Origin of the sequence: Phycicoccus avicenniae, from assembly GCF_018139485.1 — a bacterium.
In the GTDB taxonomy this organism is placed as follows: Bacteria; Actinomycetota; Actinomycetes; order Actinomycetales; family Dermatophilaceae; genus Phycicoccus; species Phycicoccus avicenniae.
This window is the reverse complement of the sequence record NZ_JAGSNF010000003.1, coordinates 392,896-408,262: the sequence shown is the minus strand read 5'-3', so window position 1 is coordinate 408,262 and position 15,367 is coordinate 392,896. Positions and strand designations below refer to the sequence as shown.

The window sequence follows — 15,367 nt, the reverse complement described above, 5'->3', positions numbered from 1 at the left end:
GCACTACGCTCGGTAGGTGACGCGCGACCCGGTGGTGCCGGAGACCGTCACGGTGGCCGGGCGCGGTGCGCTGATGGACGCCGTGGTGGCGATCGGCACCGACCTGGACCTGCACGCCGTGCTGCGTCGCATCGTCGACGCCGCCTGCCGGCTCGTCGGCGCGCGGTACGGGGCCCTCGGGGTGCTCGACGACTCCGGGGAGCGGCTCGTCGACTTCGTGACGGCGGGCGTCAGCGACGAGCAGCGCCGCGCGATCGGTGACCTGCCCCACGGCTACGGCCTCCTCGGGCTCGTCATCGAGACCCGGGGTCCGCAGCGGGTCCCCTCGATCGCCGACCACCCGCTCGCGCACGGCTTCCCCCCGGGTCACCCGACGATGACGCGCTTCCTCGGGGCGCCCGTCCGCGTCCGGGACGAGGTGTTCGGCAACCTCTACCTCACCGACAAGGAGTCGGGGGCGGACTTCGACGCCGACGACGAGGCGTCCGTCGTCGCCCTGGCCGCGGTCGCCGGCGTCGCCATCGACCACGCGCGGCTCTACGAGAGCAGCCGGTCCGCGCACGCGTGGTCCGAGGCGGTCCGCGACCTCGTCCTGGAGCTGCTCGGGGGCCGGTCCGCCGACGAGGTGCTCGCCGACGTCGCCGACGTCGTCCACCGGCTCACCGCGGCCCGCTCGTGCCTCGTCGTGCGGCGCACCGGCGGGCGGACCGTCGTCGTCGCCTCCGCCGGCGAGGTCGTCCCCGCCCCCGGAGAGGTCGTCGACGACGTCGCCCCGGAGACCGCCCGGGTCGAGCTGCTCGGGGTCGACGAGGAGGTGGGGCTCCTCGTCGTCGACGGGGTGGTCGTCGCGCCCGGCGCCCCGGAGCCGCCGCTCGCCGACTTCGCCCACCGGCTCTCGGTCGGGCTCACCGCGGCCGCCGCCCAGCGCGAGCAGGCGCGCCTGGAACGCGTCGAGGACCACGACCGGATCGCCCGCGACATGCACGACCACGTCATCCAGCGGCTCTTCGCGACCGGCCTGGCCCTGCAGTCCACCGCGCGGCTCGAGCGCGACGCCTCGGTCCGGGACCGGCTCGAGGCCGCGGTCGACGAGGTCGACGCCGTGATCCGGGACATCCGGCACACGATCTTCGGGCTGCACCGGGACATCACCGGCGCCGGGCTGCGCTCGGCCCTCGGCGACGTCGTCACCGCGACCGCGGGCGTGCTGCCGCAGGCGCCGACCCTCACGCTCGAGGGGGACCTCGCCGGCCTGCCGGACGACCTCGCGGCCGACGTGCTCGCGGTCGTTCGCGAGGCGATGAGCAACGTCGCCCGCCACGCCGGCGCGCGGCACGTCGCGGTGCGCGTGCTCGTCGGGGACGAGGTGCTCGTCGAGGTCGTCGACGACGGCAGGGGCATGGCGGGCACCGGGCCGCGGTCGGGGCTGGTCAACCTCACCCGGCGGGCGGAGCGTCGCGGGGGACGGCTGGACGCCGGACCGGCCGCTGGCGGCGGGTCCGCGCTCTCGTGGCGGGTGCCCCGATGAGGACGGGACCAAGGTCCCTGTCCGGGCCGCGCCCCGGGGCCCGATGCTTGCACCGGAGACGACGGGACCGGCCCGGAGGGAGCGGCCGAGCAGGGCGGCCGGCACCCGCGCCGGTCCCGTCGCCTCCACGAAGGCCCGGACGACGATGACGCACGAGGTGAGCGCCACGGTGATCCGGGTCTTCCTGCTCGACGACCACGAGCTCGTCCGCCGGGGCGTCATCGACCTCCTGGAGTCCGAGCCCGACGTCGTCGTCGTCGGCGAGTCCGGCTCGGCCGAGGACGCCGTCCACCGCATCCCGGCGCTGCGGCCGGACGTCATGGTCCTCGACGCGCGGCTGCCCGACGGGTCCGGCCCGGACGTGTGTCGACGCGTCCGGGCCGTCGACCCGTCGATCGCCGGGCTCGTCCTCACCTCCTACGACGACGCGGACGCCCTCGCCGCGGCGGTGGCGGCGGGGGCCGCCGACTACGTCCTGAAGGACGTGCGCGGCGCCGACCTCGTCGGTGCGGTGCGCCGCGCCGCGGCCGGGGCGAACCGGCTCTCGCCCGACCTCGTCGACCGGCTGCGCCACGACTGGGAGCCACCCGAGGACCCGCGGCTCGCGGCGCTGACGCCCCAGGAGCGCCGGGTGCTCGCGGGGGTCGCCGAGGGCCTGACGAACCGGGAGATCGGCACGCGCCTGTACCTGTCGGAGAAGACCGTGAAGAACTACATGACCTCGATCCTCGCCAAGCTGGGGCTCGAGCGCCGGGCCCAGGCCGTCGCGCTGCTCGCCGGGCATCACGTCTGACCGGCCGAACGGCCGACGGGGACCGCTCCCCATGTGCGACACCCCTCCCGGCTGCGAGGATGGCGCCGACCACCACCGTGGTGGCCGACGACGAGGGGAGCAGACGTGGCACGGGCAACGGAGGGCGGACGGGGGTCCGGTAGCGGGGAGCGGTTCTCGGTGCAGCCGCAGTCGCTCGCGACGTTCGCGAAGGCGCTCGACGAGCTCGAGACGGACGCCGACAACGCGCGCTCGTACGCGCTGAGCCACGCCGACGTCCGGGTCACCGGCGGAGGGCTCATGGCCCGGCTCGGCGACGCGACGATCCACGTCGACGACGACCTCGAGCGGCTCTTCCGCCGCCTCGGCCAGATCGCCGGACGCGCGGCGAGCGAGATCCGCGCCTCCCGCGACACCTACCGCTCGCTCGACGCGCAGACCGCGCAGGAGCTCGACTCGACGTACTGGAGCCGGTGATGGCGCTCAAGCCCGACAGCGGTGGCGGCGGCTACGCCCCGAGCGGCTGGCTCTTCGAGCCGACGCCGGAGGACGCCATCCCCGACGAGTGGGAGGCGATCATCAACGCCCGCTCGAAGATCCCCTCCCTGGGGTCGATGGCCCTCGCGGCGTGGGAGGAGATGGGGGGCGACGACATCCCGAACGCCTGGAGCGAGATGCTCGCCGGGGACTGGAAGGACGTCACGAAGGTCTCCTCGGCCCTGCGCAACCTCGGCGGGTTCTGCGACTCCTACGCGGGCTCGCTCGACTCCAGCGTGTCCCTCGCCCTCGGGGGCTGGACGGGGACCGCGGCCGACGCGATGAGCACGTACTTCGCCGGTGTCTCGGCGGAGCTGCGGTCGCTCAAGACGACGCTGGACTCGCTCGCCGACGACTGCAACGAGGTGGCCTTCGGGGTCTACGAGTGCGGGATCGCCGTCGAGGACGGCGTCTCCGTCGTCTTCGACCTGGTGCTCACCGCCGCGGTCGCCCTCGCGGCGGCGGCCGCGTCGTCGTGGACGGTCGTCGGCGGGCTCGTCGGGGGCGGCGCGGCCGCGGCGGCCATCGTCGCCGCCGTCGCCAAGATCAAGCTCGTCGTCGACGCCATCGACCTCGCCTTCCAGATCGCCAACGGCACCATCGGTGTCATCGCGACGTTGAGCGGGGCCATCGCGGAGTCGGTCGACATGACCCTGCCCTCCGGGGACTACGACAACAAGGCCGTCGGATGAGCGAGCCCACGACCCCGCCCGGCGACGACCGGCCGCTCCTGCCCGGCCTCACCGGGAACGCGGCCCTGCAACGCCAGCTGCGGCTGTCGCTCGAGACCCTCCGCGACCAGGCCGACCCGAGGGTCCGGGAGCGGCTCACGGCCGTCCTCGAGGGACGGGCCTCGCTGCGCGACGTCGCCCGGGAGGACGGGTTCTCCCGGTTCGTCGGACCGCTCGCCGACCGCGGGTGGGACCGCTTCCGGGAGATGAGCCCGCAGGAGCGGGACGAGGCGCGCCGGCTCGTCGAGGAGGGGGAGGACCCCGACGGCACCGCGGAGGGCGCGCCGCGGGGCACGCCTCCGTCACACGACGGCGGCACCTGGTAGGGCTGCGGGAGGCGCTGCGGGCGTAGGCCCCCGAAGCACCCGCCGCGGTGGGAGGGTGCGTCCATGACCGACCTCGTCGTCCTCGTCGTCGTCGTCGCGCTGCTCGTGCTCGCGTCGTCGCGCTTCCGGATCCACCCGTTCATGGCCCTGCTCGGGGCCGCCCTGGTCGGGGGCGTCGCCTTCGGCCTGCCGCTCGTCGACGGGGAGGACACCGACGGCGTCGTCACGGTCGTCGCCGACGGCTTCGGCGACCTCCTCGGCGGGATCGGCCTCGTCATCGTCCTCGGCACCGTCGTCGGGGTGATGCTCGAGCGGGCCGGGGCCGCGGTGACGATGGCGAACACCGTGATCCGTCTGCTCGGGGACCGCTTCCCGACGCTGACGATCTCGATCATCGGCTACTTCGTGTCGATCCCGGTGTTCTGCGACTCCGGGTACGTCATCCTCAACTCGCTCAAGGAGTCGATCGCCAAACGGGCCGGCACCTCGCCGGTCGCGATGTCCGTCGCCCTCGCCACCGGGCTCTACGCCACGCACACCTTCGTCCCGCCGACGCCCGGCCCGATCGCGGCCGCGGGCAACCTCGGGATGGCCGACCGGCTCGGCCTCGTCATCCTCCTCGGCGCCCCGGTCGCCGCGGTGACCGCCGGCGCCGGGCTGCTCTGGGCCAACCGCTTCCGCGACGAGGCCCCCGCCGGGCTCCAGGAGCGGCTGCAGGAGAGCCGGGAGGCCTTCGACGAGGTGCGCGAGAGCGTCGGACCGCTGCCCGGGGCCTGGGCGTCGTTCGCGCCGATCCTCGTCCCCATCCTGCTCATCATGCTCGGGTCGGTGGCCGAGCTGCCCGCCGCGCCGTTCGGTGACGGGGTGCTCTACACCGGGCTCGCGTTCCTCGGCGAACCGGTCATGGCACTGCTCGTCGGCGTCCTCGTCGCGCTCCCGCTGCTGCGCGGCCGCGGCGGGGTCGGTGCCTTCACCGAGCAGGTGGCGGCCGCGATCACCGCGGCGGCGCCGATCCTGCTCATCACGGGGGCGGGTGGCGCGTTCGGTGCCGTCATCCAGGCGACCGACCTCGGCGACTACCTGGGGAGCTCCCTGTCGGCGCTCGGCGTGGGGATCTTCATGCCCTTCCTCGTCGCCGCCGCGCTGAAGTCCGCGCAGGGCTCGAGCACCGTCGCCCTCGTCACGACCTCGGCCCTCGTCGCGCCCCTCGTCGGCAGCCTGGGCTACGACAGCGACCTCGGTCGTACCCTCGTCGTCCTCGCGATCGGGGCGGGCGCGATGACCGTGTCGCACGCCAACGACAGCTACTTCTGGGTCGTGACCCAGTTCAGCCGGATGAGCGTCGCACAGGCCTACCGGGCGCAGACCGCGGCGACGCTCGTGCAGGGCGTCACCGGGATCGTCGTCGTCTGGCTGCTCAGCCTCGTCCTCGTGTGACCGACCCGGTCAGGAACCGTCGGCCGGGTGGAGGGTGAGGCTGATCGAGTTGATGCAGTACCGCTGGTCCGTCGGGGTGTCGTAGCCCTCGCCCTCGAAGACGTGGCCGAGGTGGCTGCCGCACGAGGCACACCGGACCTCGGTGCGGACCATCCCGAGCGTGCGGTCCTCGATGAGCTCGACCGAGTCGCCGGCGAGCGGGGTGTAGAACGACGGCCACCCGCAGTGGCTCTCGAACTTCGTCCCGGACGTGAACAGCTCGGCGCCGCACGCCCGGCACGAGTAGGTCCCCACGGTCGTCGTGTCGGTGTACTCCCCGACGAACGGCCGCTCGGTGCCGGCCTCGCGCAGCACCTGGTACTCGGCGGGGGAGAGCGTCTCGCGCCACTGCTCGTCCGACTTGGTCACGGCGTACTGGCGGTCGGTCGGCTTCATCGTCATGCCGGGTCCAACACCGCGGCCCGCCGGAAGGTTCCCGGCGGGCCGCGGCGGTCCGGCTCAGCCGGACTCGGGGCGCACCACGAGCACCGGGCACTGCGCCCGGTGCAGGACGCCCTGCCCCACCGAGCCGAGGACGAGGCCGCCGAACCCGCCGAGCCCGCGGCTGCCCACGACGAGGATCGCGGCGTCCGCCGCCGCGTCGGTGAGGGCGAGGACGGGGTGCTCGTCGACGACCCGCACGTCGACGTCCACCCCGGGGTACTTCTGCCGCCAGCCGGCCACCGCGTGCTCCGTGCTCGACCGCTCGTACTCGGCGATGCGCTCGCGCAGCTCCGGCGAGTCGACGACCGCCAGGTGGGTCCCGACGGTGGCGGCCGTCGAGCCGTGCACGACGACGAGCGGCATCCCGCGTTCGTCGGCGAGCCGGAAGGCCTCGCCGAGGGCGGCGTCGGCGTTCCCGGAGCCGTCGACGCCGACGACGACGGCCGTGCGCGGGGTGTCGGCGTCGGCACGGTGCCGGACGACGGCGACGGGGCAGTGCGCGTGCCCCGCGACGTGCAGCGACGTCGACCCGAGGAAGGCGCCGGCGACGGCTCCCCGACCGCGCGCGCCCACGACGACGAGGTCGGCCGTGCGCGACTCGTGGACGAGGGAGGCGGCCGCGTCCCCGACGGGGCGCACGGTCGTCACCGTGAGGTCCGGCGCGAGCCGGTGCGCCCGCTCGGTTGTCTCGCTCACCACCTGCTCGGCGTGCGCCTCCTGGTGCTCCATCGCCGGCAGGGCGTGGATCCCCCCGAGGGTGACCGGGACGGCGTGGAGGACCCGCAGGTCGCGGTCGCGTCGGACGGCTTCCGCGACCGCCCACTCCAGGGCGGCGGTGCTGTGCTCGCAGCCGTCCGTGCCGAGCAGGACGGGGCGGTGGGTGGTGGTGTTCATGGTCGGCCTCCTCGGGGTCGTTCCCGGTGGGTCCTCCCAGCCTCGTCGGCGCGCCCGCGCGTCGCCAGGGACCAAGGTCCGGCGTCGTCGCGTCGTCGTGTCCCCGGGGCTGGCTAGGCTCGGCGCATGGCGGATGCGCAGATCGTCGAGGTCGAGGGTCCGGGGGGCGTGCGGCAGGTCCGGCTCAGCAGCCCCGACCGGGTGATGTGGCCGGACGCGGGGATCACCAAGGGCGACCTCGCGGGGTACGTCATGGCGGTCGGCGACCCCCTGGTGCGGCACATCGGGGACCGGCCCGTCACCCTCCAGCGCTTCCCCGACGGCATCGAGGGCGAGGAGTTCTACCAGAAGAACCCGCCCAAGGGCATGCCCGACTGGGTCCGCACGACGCGGTGCCGGTACCCCAGCGGACGACAGCACGACCAGGTCGTCGTCGACGAGGTCGCCACCGCCGTCTGGGCCGTCCAGATGAACACCGTGACCTTCCACCCCTGGCCGGTCCGCACCGCCGACAACGACGACCCCGACGAGCTGCGCATCGACCTCGACCCGCAGCCGGGACGCACGTTCGCCGACGCCGTCGAGGCCGCGCAGGCGCTGCGCGAGCTGATGGCCGGGATCGGGCTCACCGCCTGGGCCAAGACGAGCGGCAACCGGGGCGTCCACGTCTACGCGCGGGTACGACCCGCGCACGAGTTCCTCGCGGTGCGCCACGGGGTCATCGGGATCGCCCGCGAGCTCGAGCGGCGCCTGCCCGACCTCGTCACCTCGTCCTGGTGGAAGGAGGAGCGGGGCGAGCGGGTGTTCGTCGACTTCAACCAGGCCTGCCGCGACCGCACCATCGCCAGTGCGTACAGCCCCCGGCCGCTGCCCGGGGCGCCGGTGTCGATGCCGGTGACCTGGGACGAGCTCGCGACCGTCGTCCCCGGCGACTTCACCGTGCTCACGGTGCCGGACGTCGTCGAGGACCGCGGCGACGCCTGGGAGGGGATCGACGACGCCGTGGGCGACCTCGGCGGAGCCCTCGCGCTGTGGACCCGCGACGTCGAGGAGCGCGGGCTCGGCGAGCTGAACTTCCCCCCGGACTACCCGAAGATGCCCGGTGAGCCGCCCCGGGTGCAGCCCTCGAAGCGCCGGTCCGACAAGGCCGACGACGAGTACGAGGCGCCGAAGGCCGAGCGGGACGCCGCGCTGCGCGAGGAGTGGGGGATGCCGCTCGTGCCCCCGGTGCCCCCGATGCTCGCCAAGCCCGTCAAGGGGCTGCAGGCCAAGGCCCTCACCGACGTCGAGGTCGTCTACGAGCCGAAGTGGGACGGGTTCCGCTCGATCGTCTTCCGCTCCGGCGACCGGGTCGAGATCGGCAGCCGCAACGAGAAGCCGATGACCCGATACTTCCCCGAGGTGGTCGAGGCGGCCCTGGCCAACCTGCCGGAGCGCTGCGTCGTCGACGGCGAGATCGTCGTCGTCCGCCCCGGCGAGGACCGGCTCGACTTCGACCTGCTGAGCCAGCGGATCCACCCGGCCGCCAGCCGCGTGCGGAAGCTGGCTCAGGAGACCCCGGCCCGCTTCGTCGCCTTCGACCTGCTGGCCCTCGGCGACGAGGACCTCACCGGACGCCCGTTCGCCGAGCGACGCGCGCTGCTCGAGGAGGCGCTGGCCGTCGCCGAGGCCCCGGTCCACCTCACCCCCGCGACCCGCGACCCCGAGGTCGCCCGCGAGTGGTTCACCGCCTTCGAGGGCGCCGGGCTCGACGGTCTCGTCGCCAAGCCGGTCGACGGCCGCTACGAGCCGGACAAGCGCACCATGCTCAAGATCAAGCACGAGCGCACCGCCGACTGCGTCGTCGCCGGGTACCGCACGCACAAGTCCGGTCCGGACGTCGTCGGCTCCCTCCTGCTCGGCATCCACGACGCCGACGGGTCGCTGCTGTCGGTCGGGGTCATCGGCGCCTTCCCGATGGCCCGCCGCCGCGAGCTCTTCGAGGAGCTGCAGCCGCTCGTCACGACCTTCGACGACCACCCGTGGGCATGGGCCCGGCAGGAGGAGGGGTCCCGGACCCCGCAGTCGTCGGCCGGCAGCCGGTGGGCCGCGGGCAAGGACCTGTCGTTCACCCCGCTGCGCCCGGAGCGGGTCGTCGAGGTCCGCTACGACCACATGGAGGGGGTCCGCTTCCGGCACACCGCCCAGTTCGTCCGGTGGCGCCCGGACAAGGATCCCGCCGACTGCACCTACGACCAGCTCGACGAGCCGGTGTCCTACGACCTCTCGGCCGTGCTCGACGGGGACGGGTCGTGAGCCGGCCGCCGTCGCGGGCCAAGGTCGCGGCGATCGCGGGGGCGGCGGTCGGCGGGACGGCGACGGTCGCCTCGGCCGGCGGGTCGCTCGCGGCGGCCGCGTACTTCGCCCGACGGGTGCTCACCCCCGACCCGTTCCGGCCCGACGACGTCGTCGTCCGGGAGGTCGAGGACGACGCCGTCGTCCTCGACACCACCGCCGAGACCGTCGTCCCGGGCCGGTACGGGCTGTGGCTCGACAACGGCCGCGGGCACGCCCGGCTCGGGGACGTCACCGACCTCGACGCCGCCGCCGGGACCGTGCGCCGTGTCCTGCTCGGCGTCGACGCCGGACGGCTGCGGCCCGGCACCGCCCGGTGGAACGGCTACTTCGTCGGCTCGCCGCCGGACGAGAGCCTCGGCCTCGCCACGGAGCACGTGACCTACGACGGCGAGCTCGGGGCCATGCCGGCGTGGGTCGTCCCCCCGGACACCGGCCCCACCTCCCGGTGGGCCGTCCTCGTCCACGGGCGCGGTGCCCGGCGCGAGGAGGTGCTCCGGGCCCTCCCGCCGCTGCTCGGTCAGGGGTGGACCTGCCTCGTCCCGACGTACCGCAACGACGAGGGGGTGCCGTCCGGGCCCGACCGCCGGTACGCCCTCGGCCTCTCCGAGTGGCGGGACGTCGACGCCGCGATCGAGTACGCGGTCGCCCGGGGGGCCACCGAGATCCTCCTCGGCGGCTGGTCGATGGGCGGGGCGATCGTCCTCCAGCTGCTCGACCGGTCCCCACGCGCCGACCTCGTCTCCCGGGTCGTCCTCGACGCGCCGGTCGTCGACTGGGGCGACGTCCTGGCCCACCACGCCCGCTCGCACCACGTGCCACGGCCCGTCGGGTCGCTCGCCCGGGTGATGATGCGCCAACGCTGGGGCCACCGGCTCGTCGGCGTCCACGAGGGTGTCGACCTCGCGCTCACCGACTGGGTCCGTCGCGCCGACGAGCTGCGCCACCCCATGCTCCTCGTGCACTCCGCCGACGACGAGTTCGTCCCGTTCGGGCCGTCCCTCGCTCTCGCCCAGGCCCGCGCGGACCTCGTGACGTTCCCGGACTGGCGGGTCGCCCGGCACTGCAAGGAGTGGAACACCGAGCCGGACCGGTGGGAGGACCTCGTCGCCGACTACGTCGCCTGAGGTCCTCCCGGCGGCGGGGCGCCGACGTCAGCGGCGCACCCGCCACAGCCCGAGCAGCGTCCCCGACTCCTCGAGCAGCAGGTGCGGACGCAGCGCCACCCCGTCCGGGACGGCCAGGGGCGGGCCGGTCACGATCCGGGGGAAGTCGCCGCCGACGACCGTCGGCACGACCGTCACCGCCATCTCGTCGACGACGCCCGCCTCGAGGGCGGTGGCGAGCAACGACGGCCCGCCCTCCAGCAGCAGCCGGGTGAGGCCGCGGGCGGCGAGGGCGTCGACGGCGCCGGACAGGTCGACCCGGGCGTCCCCGCACACGAGGACGTTCTCCTCGCCGAGGACGGAGCGGGCCCGGGACAGCCGGTCCGTCCCGGCGGCCTCGCACGTCACGAGCAGGCCCTCTCCGCGCCCCTGCGTGGGGGTGCGCAGCCCCTCGGGCACGCGCCCGCTGCGGGTGACGGCGACGAGCGCGGGCGGGACGGGCGAGCGTCGGGTCGGCGCGACCCTGCGGTAGCCCTCGTCGCGCATCGTCCCGGCACCGGCGACGACGGCGTCCGCGTGGTCGCGCAGCAGGCCGAAGACCTTGCCGTCGGCTGCGGTGTTGACCGACCCGCTGCGGCCGTCCGAGCCGACGGCCGACCCGTCGAGCGTCGTCACCATGTTGGACCGGACCCAGCGGCGCTGGGACGGGGCGTAGAGCCGTTCGAGCTCCCCGGCCGCCACGCGTTCCCCGGGGCGGCTCGGACGGCGGGGGTCGAGGAGGACGCGCATCCGGTCATCCTCGCAGCCGGCCCCGGGTCTGGAAGGATGCCGTGATGGCGAAGGGTTCGAGGAAGAAGTCCGGGAAGAAGGCCGACGCGGCGTCGCTCGGGAAGGGGAAGCCCCCGAAGAGGGCCCGGGTGGCCGACGAGGAGCTCACCGGCAAGGCCGCGCGCAAGCTGGCCAAGCAGAAGGCCAAGGAGAAGCAGGCCCGGGCCGACGAGACGACCGGCTCGTGGTCGGACCTGCTGCGCTTCCGGCCCGGCGACCGGCTCGCCGACGTCCACCCCCGCTCGACACCGGGGTTCGCCGGCAAGAAGAAGCACGCCGAGGAGGCGATGGCCGCGCTCCAGGCGCGGCTCGGGGACCTCCAGGAGCGTCTGTACGCCGAGGCGTCCGGGGGCGGCGGCCGCTCGGTGCTCCTCGTGATCCAGGGGATGGACACCGCCGGCAAGGGCGGGATCATGCGGCACGTCGTGGGCAGCGTCGACCCGCAGGGGGTGGCCATCACCGCGTTCAAGGTGCCGACGGCCGAGGAGCGGCGGCACCCGTTCCTCTGGCGGATCCGCCGGGCCCTGCCGGCGGCGGGCCGGATCGGGGTGTTCGACCGCTCGCACTACGAGGACGTCCTCGTCGTCCGTGTCCACGACCTCGTGCCGCGGGCTCAGTGGGCGCGACGCTACGGCCAGATCAACCGCTTCGAGGAGGGCGTCGTCGACGGCGGGACGAGCGTCGTCAAGGTGATGCTCCACGTGTCCCAGAAGGAGCAGAAGGCGCGGCTCGGGGAGCGGCTGCGCCGGCCGGACAAGTTCTGGAAGTACAACCCCGGCGACGTCGACGAGCGGATGCACTGGGACGCCTACCAGGAGGCGTACCAGGTCGCGCTCGAGCGCTGCTCGACCGACGCCGCGCCGTGGCACGTCGTGCCGGCGGACCGGAAGTGGTTCGCCCGCCTCGCCGTAACGAACCTGCTGCTCGAGGCGCTCGAGGCGATGGACCCGCAGTGGCCCGCCGCGGACTTCGACGTCGACGCCGAGCGGGAGCGCCTGGCCGCGACCTGAGCGGCGCTCCGCCTCAGCCCGGCAGGACCCGGTCGAGCACCGCACCCGCCGCGGTCGGTCCGACGTCGGGGCCGAGGGTGCCGAAAGCGCCCCCGTGCCCACCCCGGAGCCGACCGGAGACGAAGGCCTCGGCCACCGGGGCCGGTGAGTGCCGGACGAGGAACGCCCCCTGGAGGGTGACGGCCAGCCGCTCGACGAGCCGGCGCGCACCCCAGGCGGCGTCCTCGTCGCCCGCGGCGGCGGCGAGGGTCCGGCACTCCCGGGCCGACGCGTCGAGGTCCGGGTCGGACCCGCGGACGGCGTCGACCTCGGCGAGGACGGCCTCGAGCGAGCCGGGCTCGCGGGCGATCGCCCGCAGCACGTCGAGCGACCCGACGTTGCCCGAGCCCTCCCAGATCGAGTTGAGCGGTGCCTCCCGGTACAGCCGCGCGAGCCCGTTCTCCTCGACGTACCCGTTGCCGCCGAGGCACTCCAGCGCCTCGGCGACCATCGGCGGGGTCCGCTTGCAGACCCACACCTTCGCGAGCGCGACGCCGAGCCGGACGAGGTCTCGCTCCCCGGCGTCGACGGCGTGCGCGAGGCGCATGCCGAGGAGGGTCGAGGCCTCGGACTCGACGGCGAGGTCGGTGAGGACGTTGCGCATGAGCGGCTGGTCGACGAGGACGGCGCCGAAGGCGCGCCGGTGGCGGGCGTGGTGGACCGCCCGCACGAGGGCGGCCCGCTGGGTGGCGGCCGAGCCGAGGACGCAGTCGAGCCGGGTGGAGGCGACCATGTCGATGATCGTGCGGACACCTCGGCCCTCGTCGCCGACGCGGACGGCCCACGCCTCGTCGAGCTCGACCTCGGAGGAGGCGTTGGCGCGGTTGCCGAGCTTGTCCTTGAGGCGCTGCAGCCGCAGGGCGTTCCGCTCGCCGTCGTCGAGGACGCGGGGGAGGAGGAAGCAGGTGAGCCCGCCGTCGGCCTGCGCGAGGACGAGGAAGCCGTCGCTCATCGGGGCCGAGCAGAACCATTTGTGCCCGGTGAGCCGGTAGGTCCGCCCGGCGAGCGGCCCGCCGGGGACGGCGACGGCGCGGGTGGTGTTGGCACGCACGTCCGAGCCGCCCTGCTTCTCGGTCATCCCCATGCCGAGCGTGAGCCCGGGCTTGTCGGTGTGCTGGCGCAGGTCGGGGTCGTAGGCCCGGGCGGCGATGCCCGGCAGCCAGCGCGCCGCGACGTCGGGCTCGGCGGCGAGCGCGGGGGCCGAGGCGTAGGTCATCGACACGGGGCACAGGTGGGCCGCCTCGACCTGGGACCAGGTGACGAACCCGGTGGCGCGCCGCACGTGGGCGCCGGTGCCGGTCGGCAGGGTCCAGGGCTCGGCCGTGAGGCCCGCGCCGACGGCGACCTCCATGAGCCGGTGGTAGGCCGGGTCGTAGGCGACCTCGTCGACCCGCTCGCCGGTCGGGGAGTGGGTGCGCAGCACCGGGGCGTTGCGTTCGGCCCGGTCGGCGAGGTCGCGCACCGCCGCTGTCCCCGCGAGCCGCCCGAGCGCCGCCAGGGCCTCGCGGGCGGGGTCGTCCGCCGGCCCGCCCCACCGTCCGAGTGCCTCGTGCAGCACCGCGTCGCCGCCGAGGACGTCGTGGTCCGGCAGCGGGGGAACCTGGTTCGTCACCTCGTGGGTCCGCACCCCTTCACGGTACGGCGGATACCGTGGGCTGCATGACCGGGGCCAGGCGACGCGTGCGGGCGCTGCTCGCGTCCGTCCCCGGAGCGCTGACGACCGCCCGCCTCACGGTCGCGACGACGCGGATCTGCCTGCGCTACCGGGTGACGGGGCTGGCCTCCGAGGCGGGCTTCTTCGCCCTGCTGTCCCTGCCGCCGCTCGTCCTCGGGCTGTTCGGCGGCCTCGGCTACCTCGGCAACGCCCTCGGTCCCGACACCGTCGTCGAGGTGCGGCAGGACATCCTCGACTACTCCGCGCAGTTCCTCACCCAGCCGGTCATCGACTCGGTGCTCAGCGAGACCGTTGACGACGTCCTCGACACCGGCCGGGCCGACCTGCTGTCGATCGGCTTCATCCTCTCGCTGTGGTCCGGCTCGCGGGCCCTCAACGTCTTCGTCGACACCATCTCGATCATGTACGGCCAGTCCGGGGTGCGGGGGATCGTGCGGACCCGGGCGCTGTCGCTGTCGCTGTACTCGGTGGCGCTGCTCCTCGGGATCGTCACCATCCCGCTCGTCCTGCTCGGCCAGTCGATCATCGAGGGATGGCTGCCGGCCCCGTGGGAGGCGCTGGCCCAGCTGTACTGGCCGCTCGTCACCGTCCTCACGATCGGCGGGCTCACGAGCCTGTACCACGTGTCCACGCCCCGCCGCTCGCCGTGGCGCCGGGACATCCCCGGGGCCGCGCTCACCCTCGTCATCTGGGCGTTGGCGTCCTACGTCGTCCGCGGGACCATCGCGGCCTCGCTGGGCGGGTCCTCGATCTACGGGCCGCTGTCGGCGCCCATCGTCATCCTCATCTGGCTCTACGCCCTCGCGATCGCCGTGCTCATCGGCGCGGCCCTGAACGCCGCGATCCGCGAGCTGTGGCCGCACGACGAGGGGCGCGCCCTGCACACCCGGTTCGCCGACTGGGTCCGTGGGGTGCGCGAGCGCCGGCGTCCCGCGGAGGTCCCGCCGGCTCTCCAGGACCCGTTCGCGGGCTACGCCCGGTCCGAGAGCCTGCGCGACGACCTCGACATCCGGGCGCTGCGGGACGCCGCGAACCGGCCGCTCACGCCGATGGCGAACAACGCCACCGGCACCGAGCCGGAGCCTGCCAAGGACGTCGTGCCGATGGCCGAGTCGGACCGCTGAGCGGGTGCGTCCGAGCCGGGTGGCCGTCCGCCGGTCCCGGTTTGGAGAACGCGTCGCGGATCGGATACTGTCTCGGAGCACGCCGAGAGGGGTTCTCGCCAGGGAGCACCGAACGACGCGCGCGGATGTAGCTCAGTTGGTAGAGCGCAACCTTGCCAAGGTTGAGGTCGCCGGTTCGAGGCCGGTCATCCGCTCGGAGGGTTAGCCGCCCCCACGGTGGAGTGGCCGAGAGGCGAGGCAGCGGCCTGCAAAGCCGCGTACACGGGTTCAAATCCCGTCTCCACCTCGAGTAGTAACCCCACGGGCGATTGGCGCAGTGGTAGCGCGCTTCCTTGACACGGAAGAGGTCACTGGTTCAAACCCAGTATCGCCCACCACGACGAACGGCCCCCGACCTGCGAGACGCAGGTCGGGGGCCGTTCGCGTGCCGCCGGGAGGTCGCCGCGGGTACGCCGCTCGTCCACCGACGAGGTCCGAGGACGACGAAGGACGGCCCGGATCGCCGTGCAGGGGGATGGCGATCCGGGCCGTCCTGAGACAAAG

At 74.4% G+C, this 15,367-nt stretch carries 14 protein-coding genes and 3 tRNA genes; 13 read left to right on the top strand and 4 right to left on the bottom strand.

What is annotated here, in order from left to right:
- Positions 1–16 precede the first annotated feature (16 nt).
- From KC207_RS03950 to KC207_RS03925, 6 genes are all read left to right on the top strand, one after another.
- Entirely contained in the window at positions 17–1,528 is a 1,512-nt protein-coding gene (locus KC207_RS03950) for a GAF domain-containing sensor histidine kinase (RefSeq protein ID WP_211601571.1), read from the top strand.
- 145 nt (positions 1,529–1,673) lie between these two features.
- The gene (locus tag KC207_RS03945) at positions 1,674–2,321 is read left to right on the top strand and encodes a response regulator transcription factor (protein ID WP_437179118.1); all 648 of its coding nucleotides are present in this window, start codon (positions 1,674–1,676) and stop codon (positions 2,319–2,321) included.
- Positions 2,322–2,426: 105 nt separating this feature from the next.
- Entirely contained in the window at positions 2,427–2,777 is a 351-nt protein-coding gene (locus KC207_RS03940) for a type VII secretion target (protein ID WP_211601570.1), read from the top strand.
- Positions 2,777–3,529 (top strand): hypothetical protein, encoded by a 753-nt coding sequence (locus KC207_RS03935; RefSeq protein WP_211601569.1) that lies wholly within the window; start codon positions 2,777–2,779, stop codon positions 3,527–3,529. The genes KC207_RS03940 and KC207_RS03935 overlap by 1 nt, the downstream gene beginning before the upstream one ends.
- The gene (locus tag KC207_RS03930) at positions 3,526–3,894 is read left to right on the top strand and encodes a hypothetical protein (protein ID WP_211601568.1); all 369 of its coding nucleotides are present in this window, start codon (positions 3,526–3,528) and stop codon (positions 3,892–3,894) included. The genes KC207_RS03935 and KC207_RS03930 overlap by 4 nt, the downstream gene beginning before the upstream one ends.
- A 63-nt stretch (positions 3,895–3,957) precedes the next feature.
- Positions 3,958–5,331 carry a GntP family permease gene (locus KC207_RS03925; RefSeq protein ID WP_211601567.1) on the top strand — a complete coding sequence of 458 codons (1,374 nt, stop codon included), beginning with the start codon at positions 3,958–3,960 and terminating at the stop codon, positions 5,329–5,331.
- A gap of 9 nt (positions 5,332–5,340) precedes the next feature.
- Here KC207_RS03925 and msrB read toward each other — a convergent pair whose 3' ends face one another.
- Positions 5,341–5,772, bottom strand: coding sequence for a peptide-methionine (R)-S-oxide reductase MsrB (gene msrB / locus KC207_RS03920; protein WP_211601566.1), 432 nt, complete (start codon positions 5,770–5,772; stop codon positions 5,341–5,343).
- Between the two features lie 57 nt (positions 5,773–5,829).
- Positions 5,830–6,708 (bottom strand): universal stress protein, encoded by an 879-nt coding sequence (locus KC207_RS03915; RefSeq protein WP_211601565.1) that lies wholly within the window; start codon positions 6,706–6,708, stop codon positions 5,830–5,832.
- A gap of 126 nt (positions 6,709–6,834) precedes the next feature.
- Between KC207_RS03915 and KC207_RS03910 the strand changes: the two genes are divergently transcribed.
- Both KC207_RS03910 and KC207_RS03905 read left to right on the top strand, forming a co-directional pair.
- Entirely contained in the window at positions 6,835–9,003 is a 2,169-nt protein-coding gene (locus tag KC207_RS03910; protein ID WP_211601564.1) for an ATP-dependent DNA ligase, read from the top strand.
- Positions 9,000–10,169, top strand: a complete 1,170-nt coding sequence (locus KC207_RS03905) for an alpha/beta hydrolase family protein (RefSeq protein WP_211601563.1) — start codon at positions 9,000–9,002, stop codon at positions 10,167–10,169. Before KC207_RS03910 ends, KC207_RS03905 begins: the two co-directional genes overlap by 4 nt.
- A 27-nt stretch (positions 10,170–10,196) precedes the next feature.
- Here KC207_RS03905 and KC207_RS03900 read toward each other — a convergent pair whose 3' ends face one another.
- Positions 10,197–10,937: a dihydrofolate reductase family protein gene (locus KC207_RS03900; RefSeq protein ID WP_211601562.1), complete on the bottom strand. Its 741-nt coding sequence runs from the start codon at positions 10,935–10,937 to the stop codon at positions 10,197–10,199.
- Between the two features lie 44 nt (positions 10,938–10,981).
- On the opposite strand from KC207_RS03900, the gene KC207_RS03895 reads away from it, so the two are divergent.
- Entirely contained in the window at positions 10,982–11,986 is a 1,005-nt protein-coding gene (locus KC207_RS03895) for a polyphosphate kinase 2 family protein (protein ID WP_211601561.1), read from the top strand.
- A gap of 13 nt (positions 11,987–11,999) precedes the next feature.
- On the opposite strand, the gene KC207_RS03890 is transcribed toward KC207_RS03895, so the two are convergent.
- The gene (locus KC207_RS03890) at positions 12,000–13,652 is read right to left on the bottom strand and encodes an acyl-CoA dehydrogenase family protein (RefSeq protein WP_211601560.1); all 1,653 of its coding nucleotides are present in this window, start codon (positions 13,650–13,652) and stop codon (positions 12,000–12,002) included.
- 32 nt (positions 13,653–13,684) lie between these two features.
- Between KC207_RS03890 and KC207_RS03885 the strand changes: the two genes are divergently transcribed.
- From KC207_RS03885 to KC207_RS03870, 4 genes are all read left to right on the top strand, one after another.
- Positions 13,685–14,824: a YihY/virulence factor BrkB family protein gene (locus KC207_RS03885; RefSeq protein WP_211601559.1), complete on the top strand. Its 1,140-nt coding sequence runs from the start codon at positions 13,685–13,687 to the stop codon at positions 14,822–14,824.
- Between the two features lie 121 nt (positions 14,825–14,945).
- Positions 14,946–15,018: transfer RNA gene (locus KC207_RS03880), tRNA-Gly, on the top strand.
- Positions 15,019–15,039: 21 nt separating this feature from the next.
- Positions 15,040–15,110 (top strand) — tRNA-Cys (locus tag KC207_RS03875).
- Positions 15,111–15,126: 16 nt separating this feature from the next.
- Positions 15,127–15,201, top strand: a tRNA-Val gene (locus KC207_RS03870).
- Positions 15,202–15,367 lie beyond the last annotated feature (166 nt).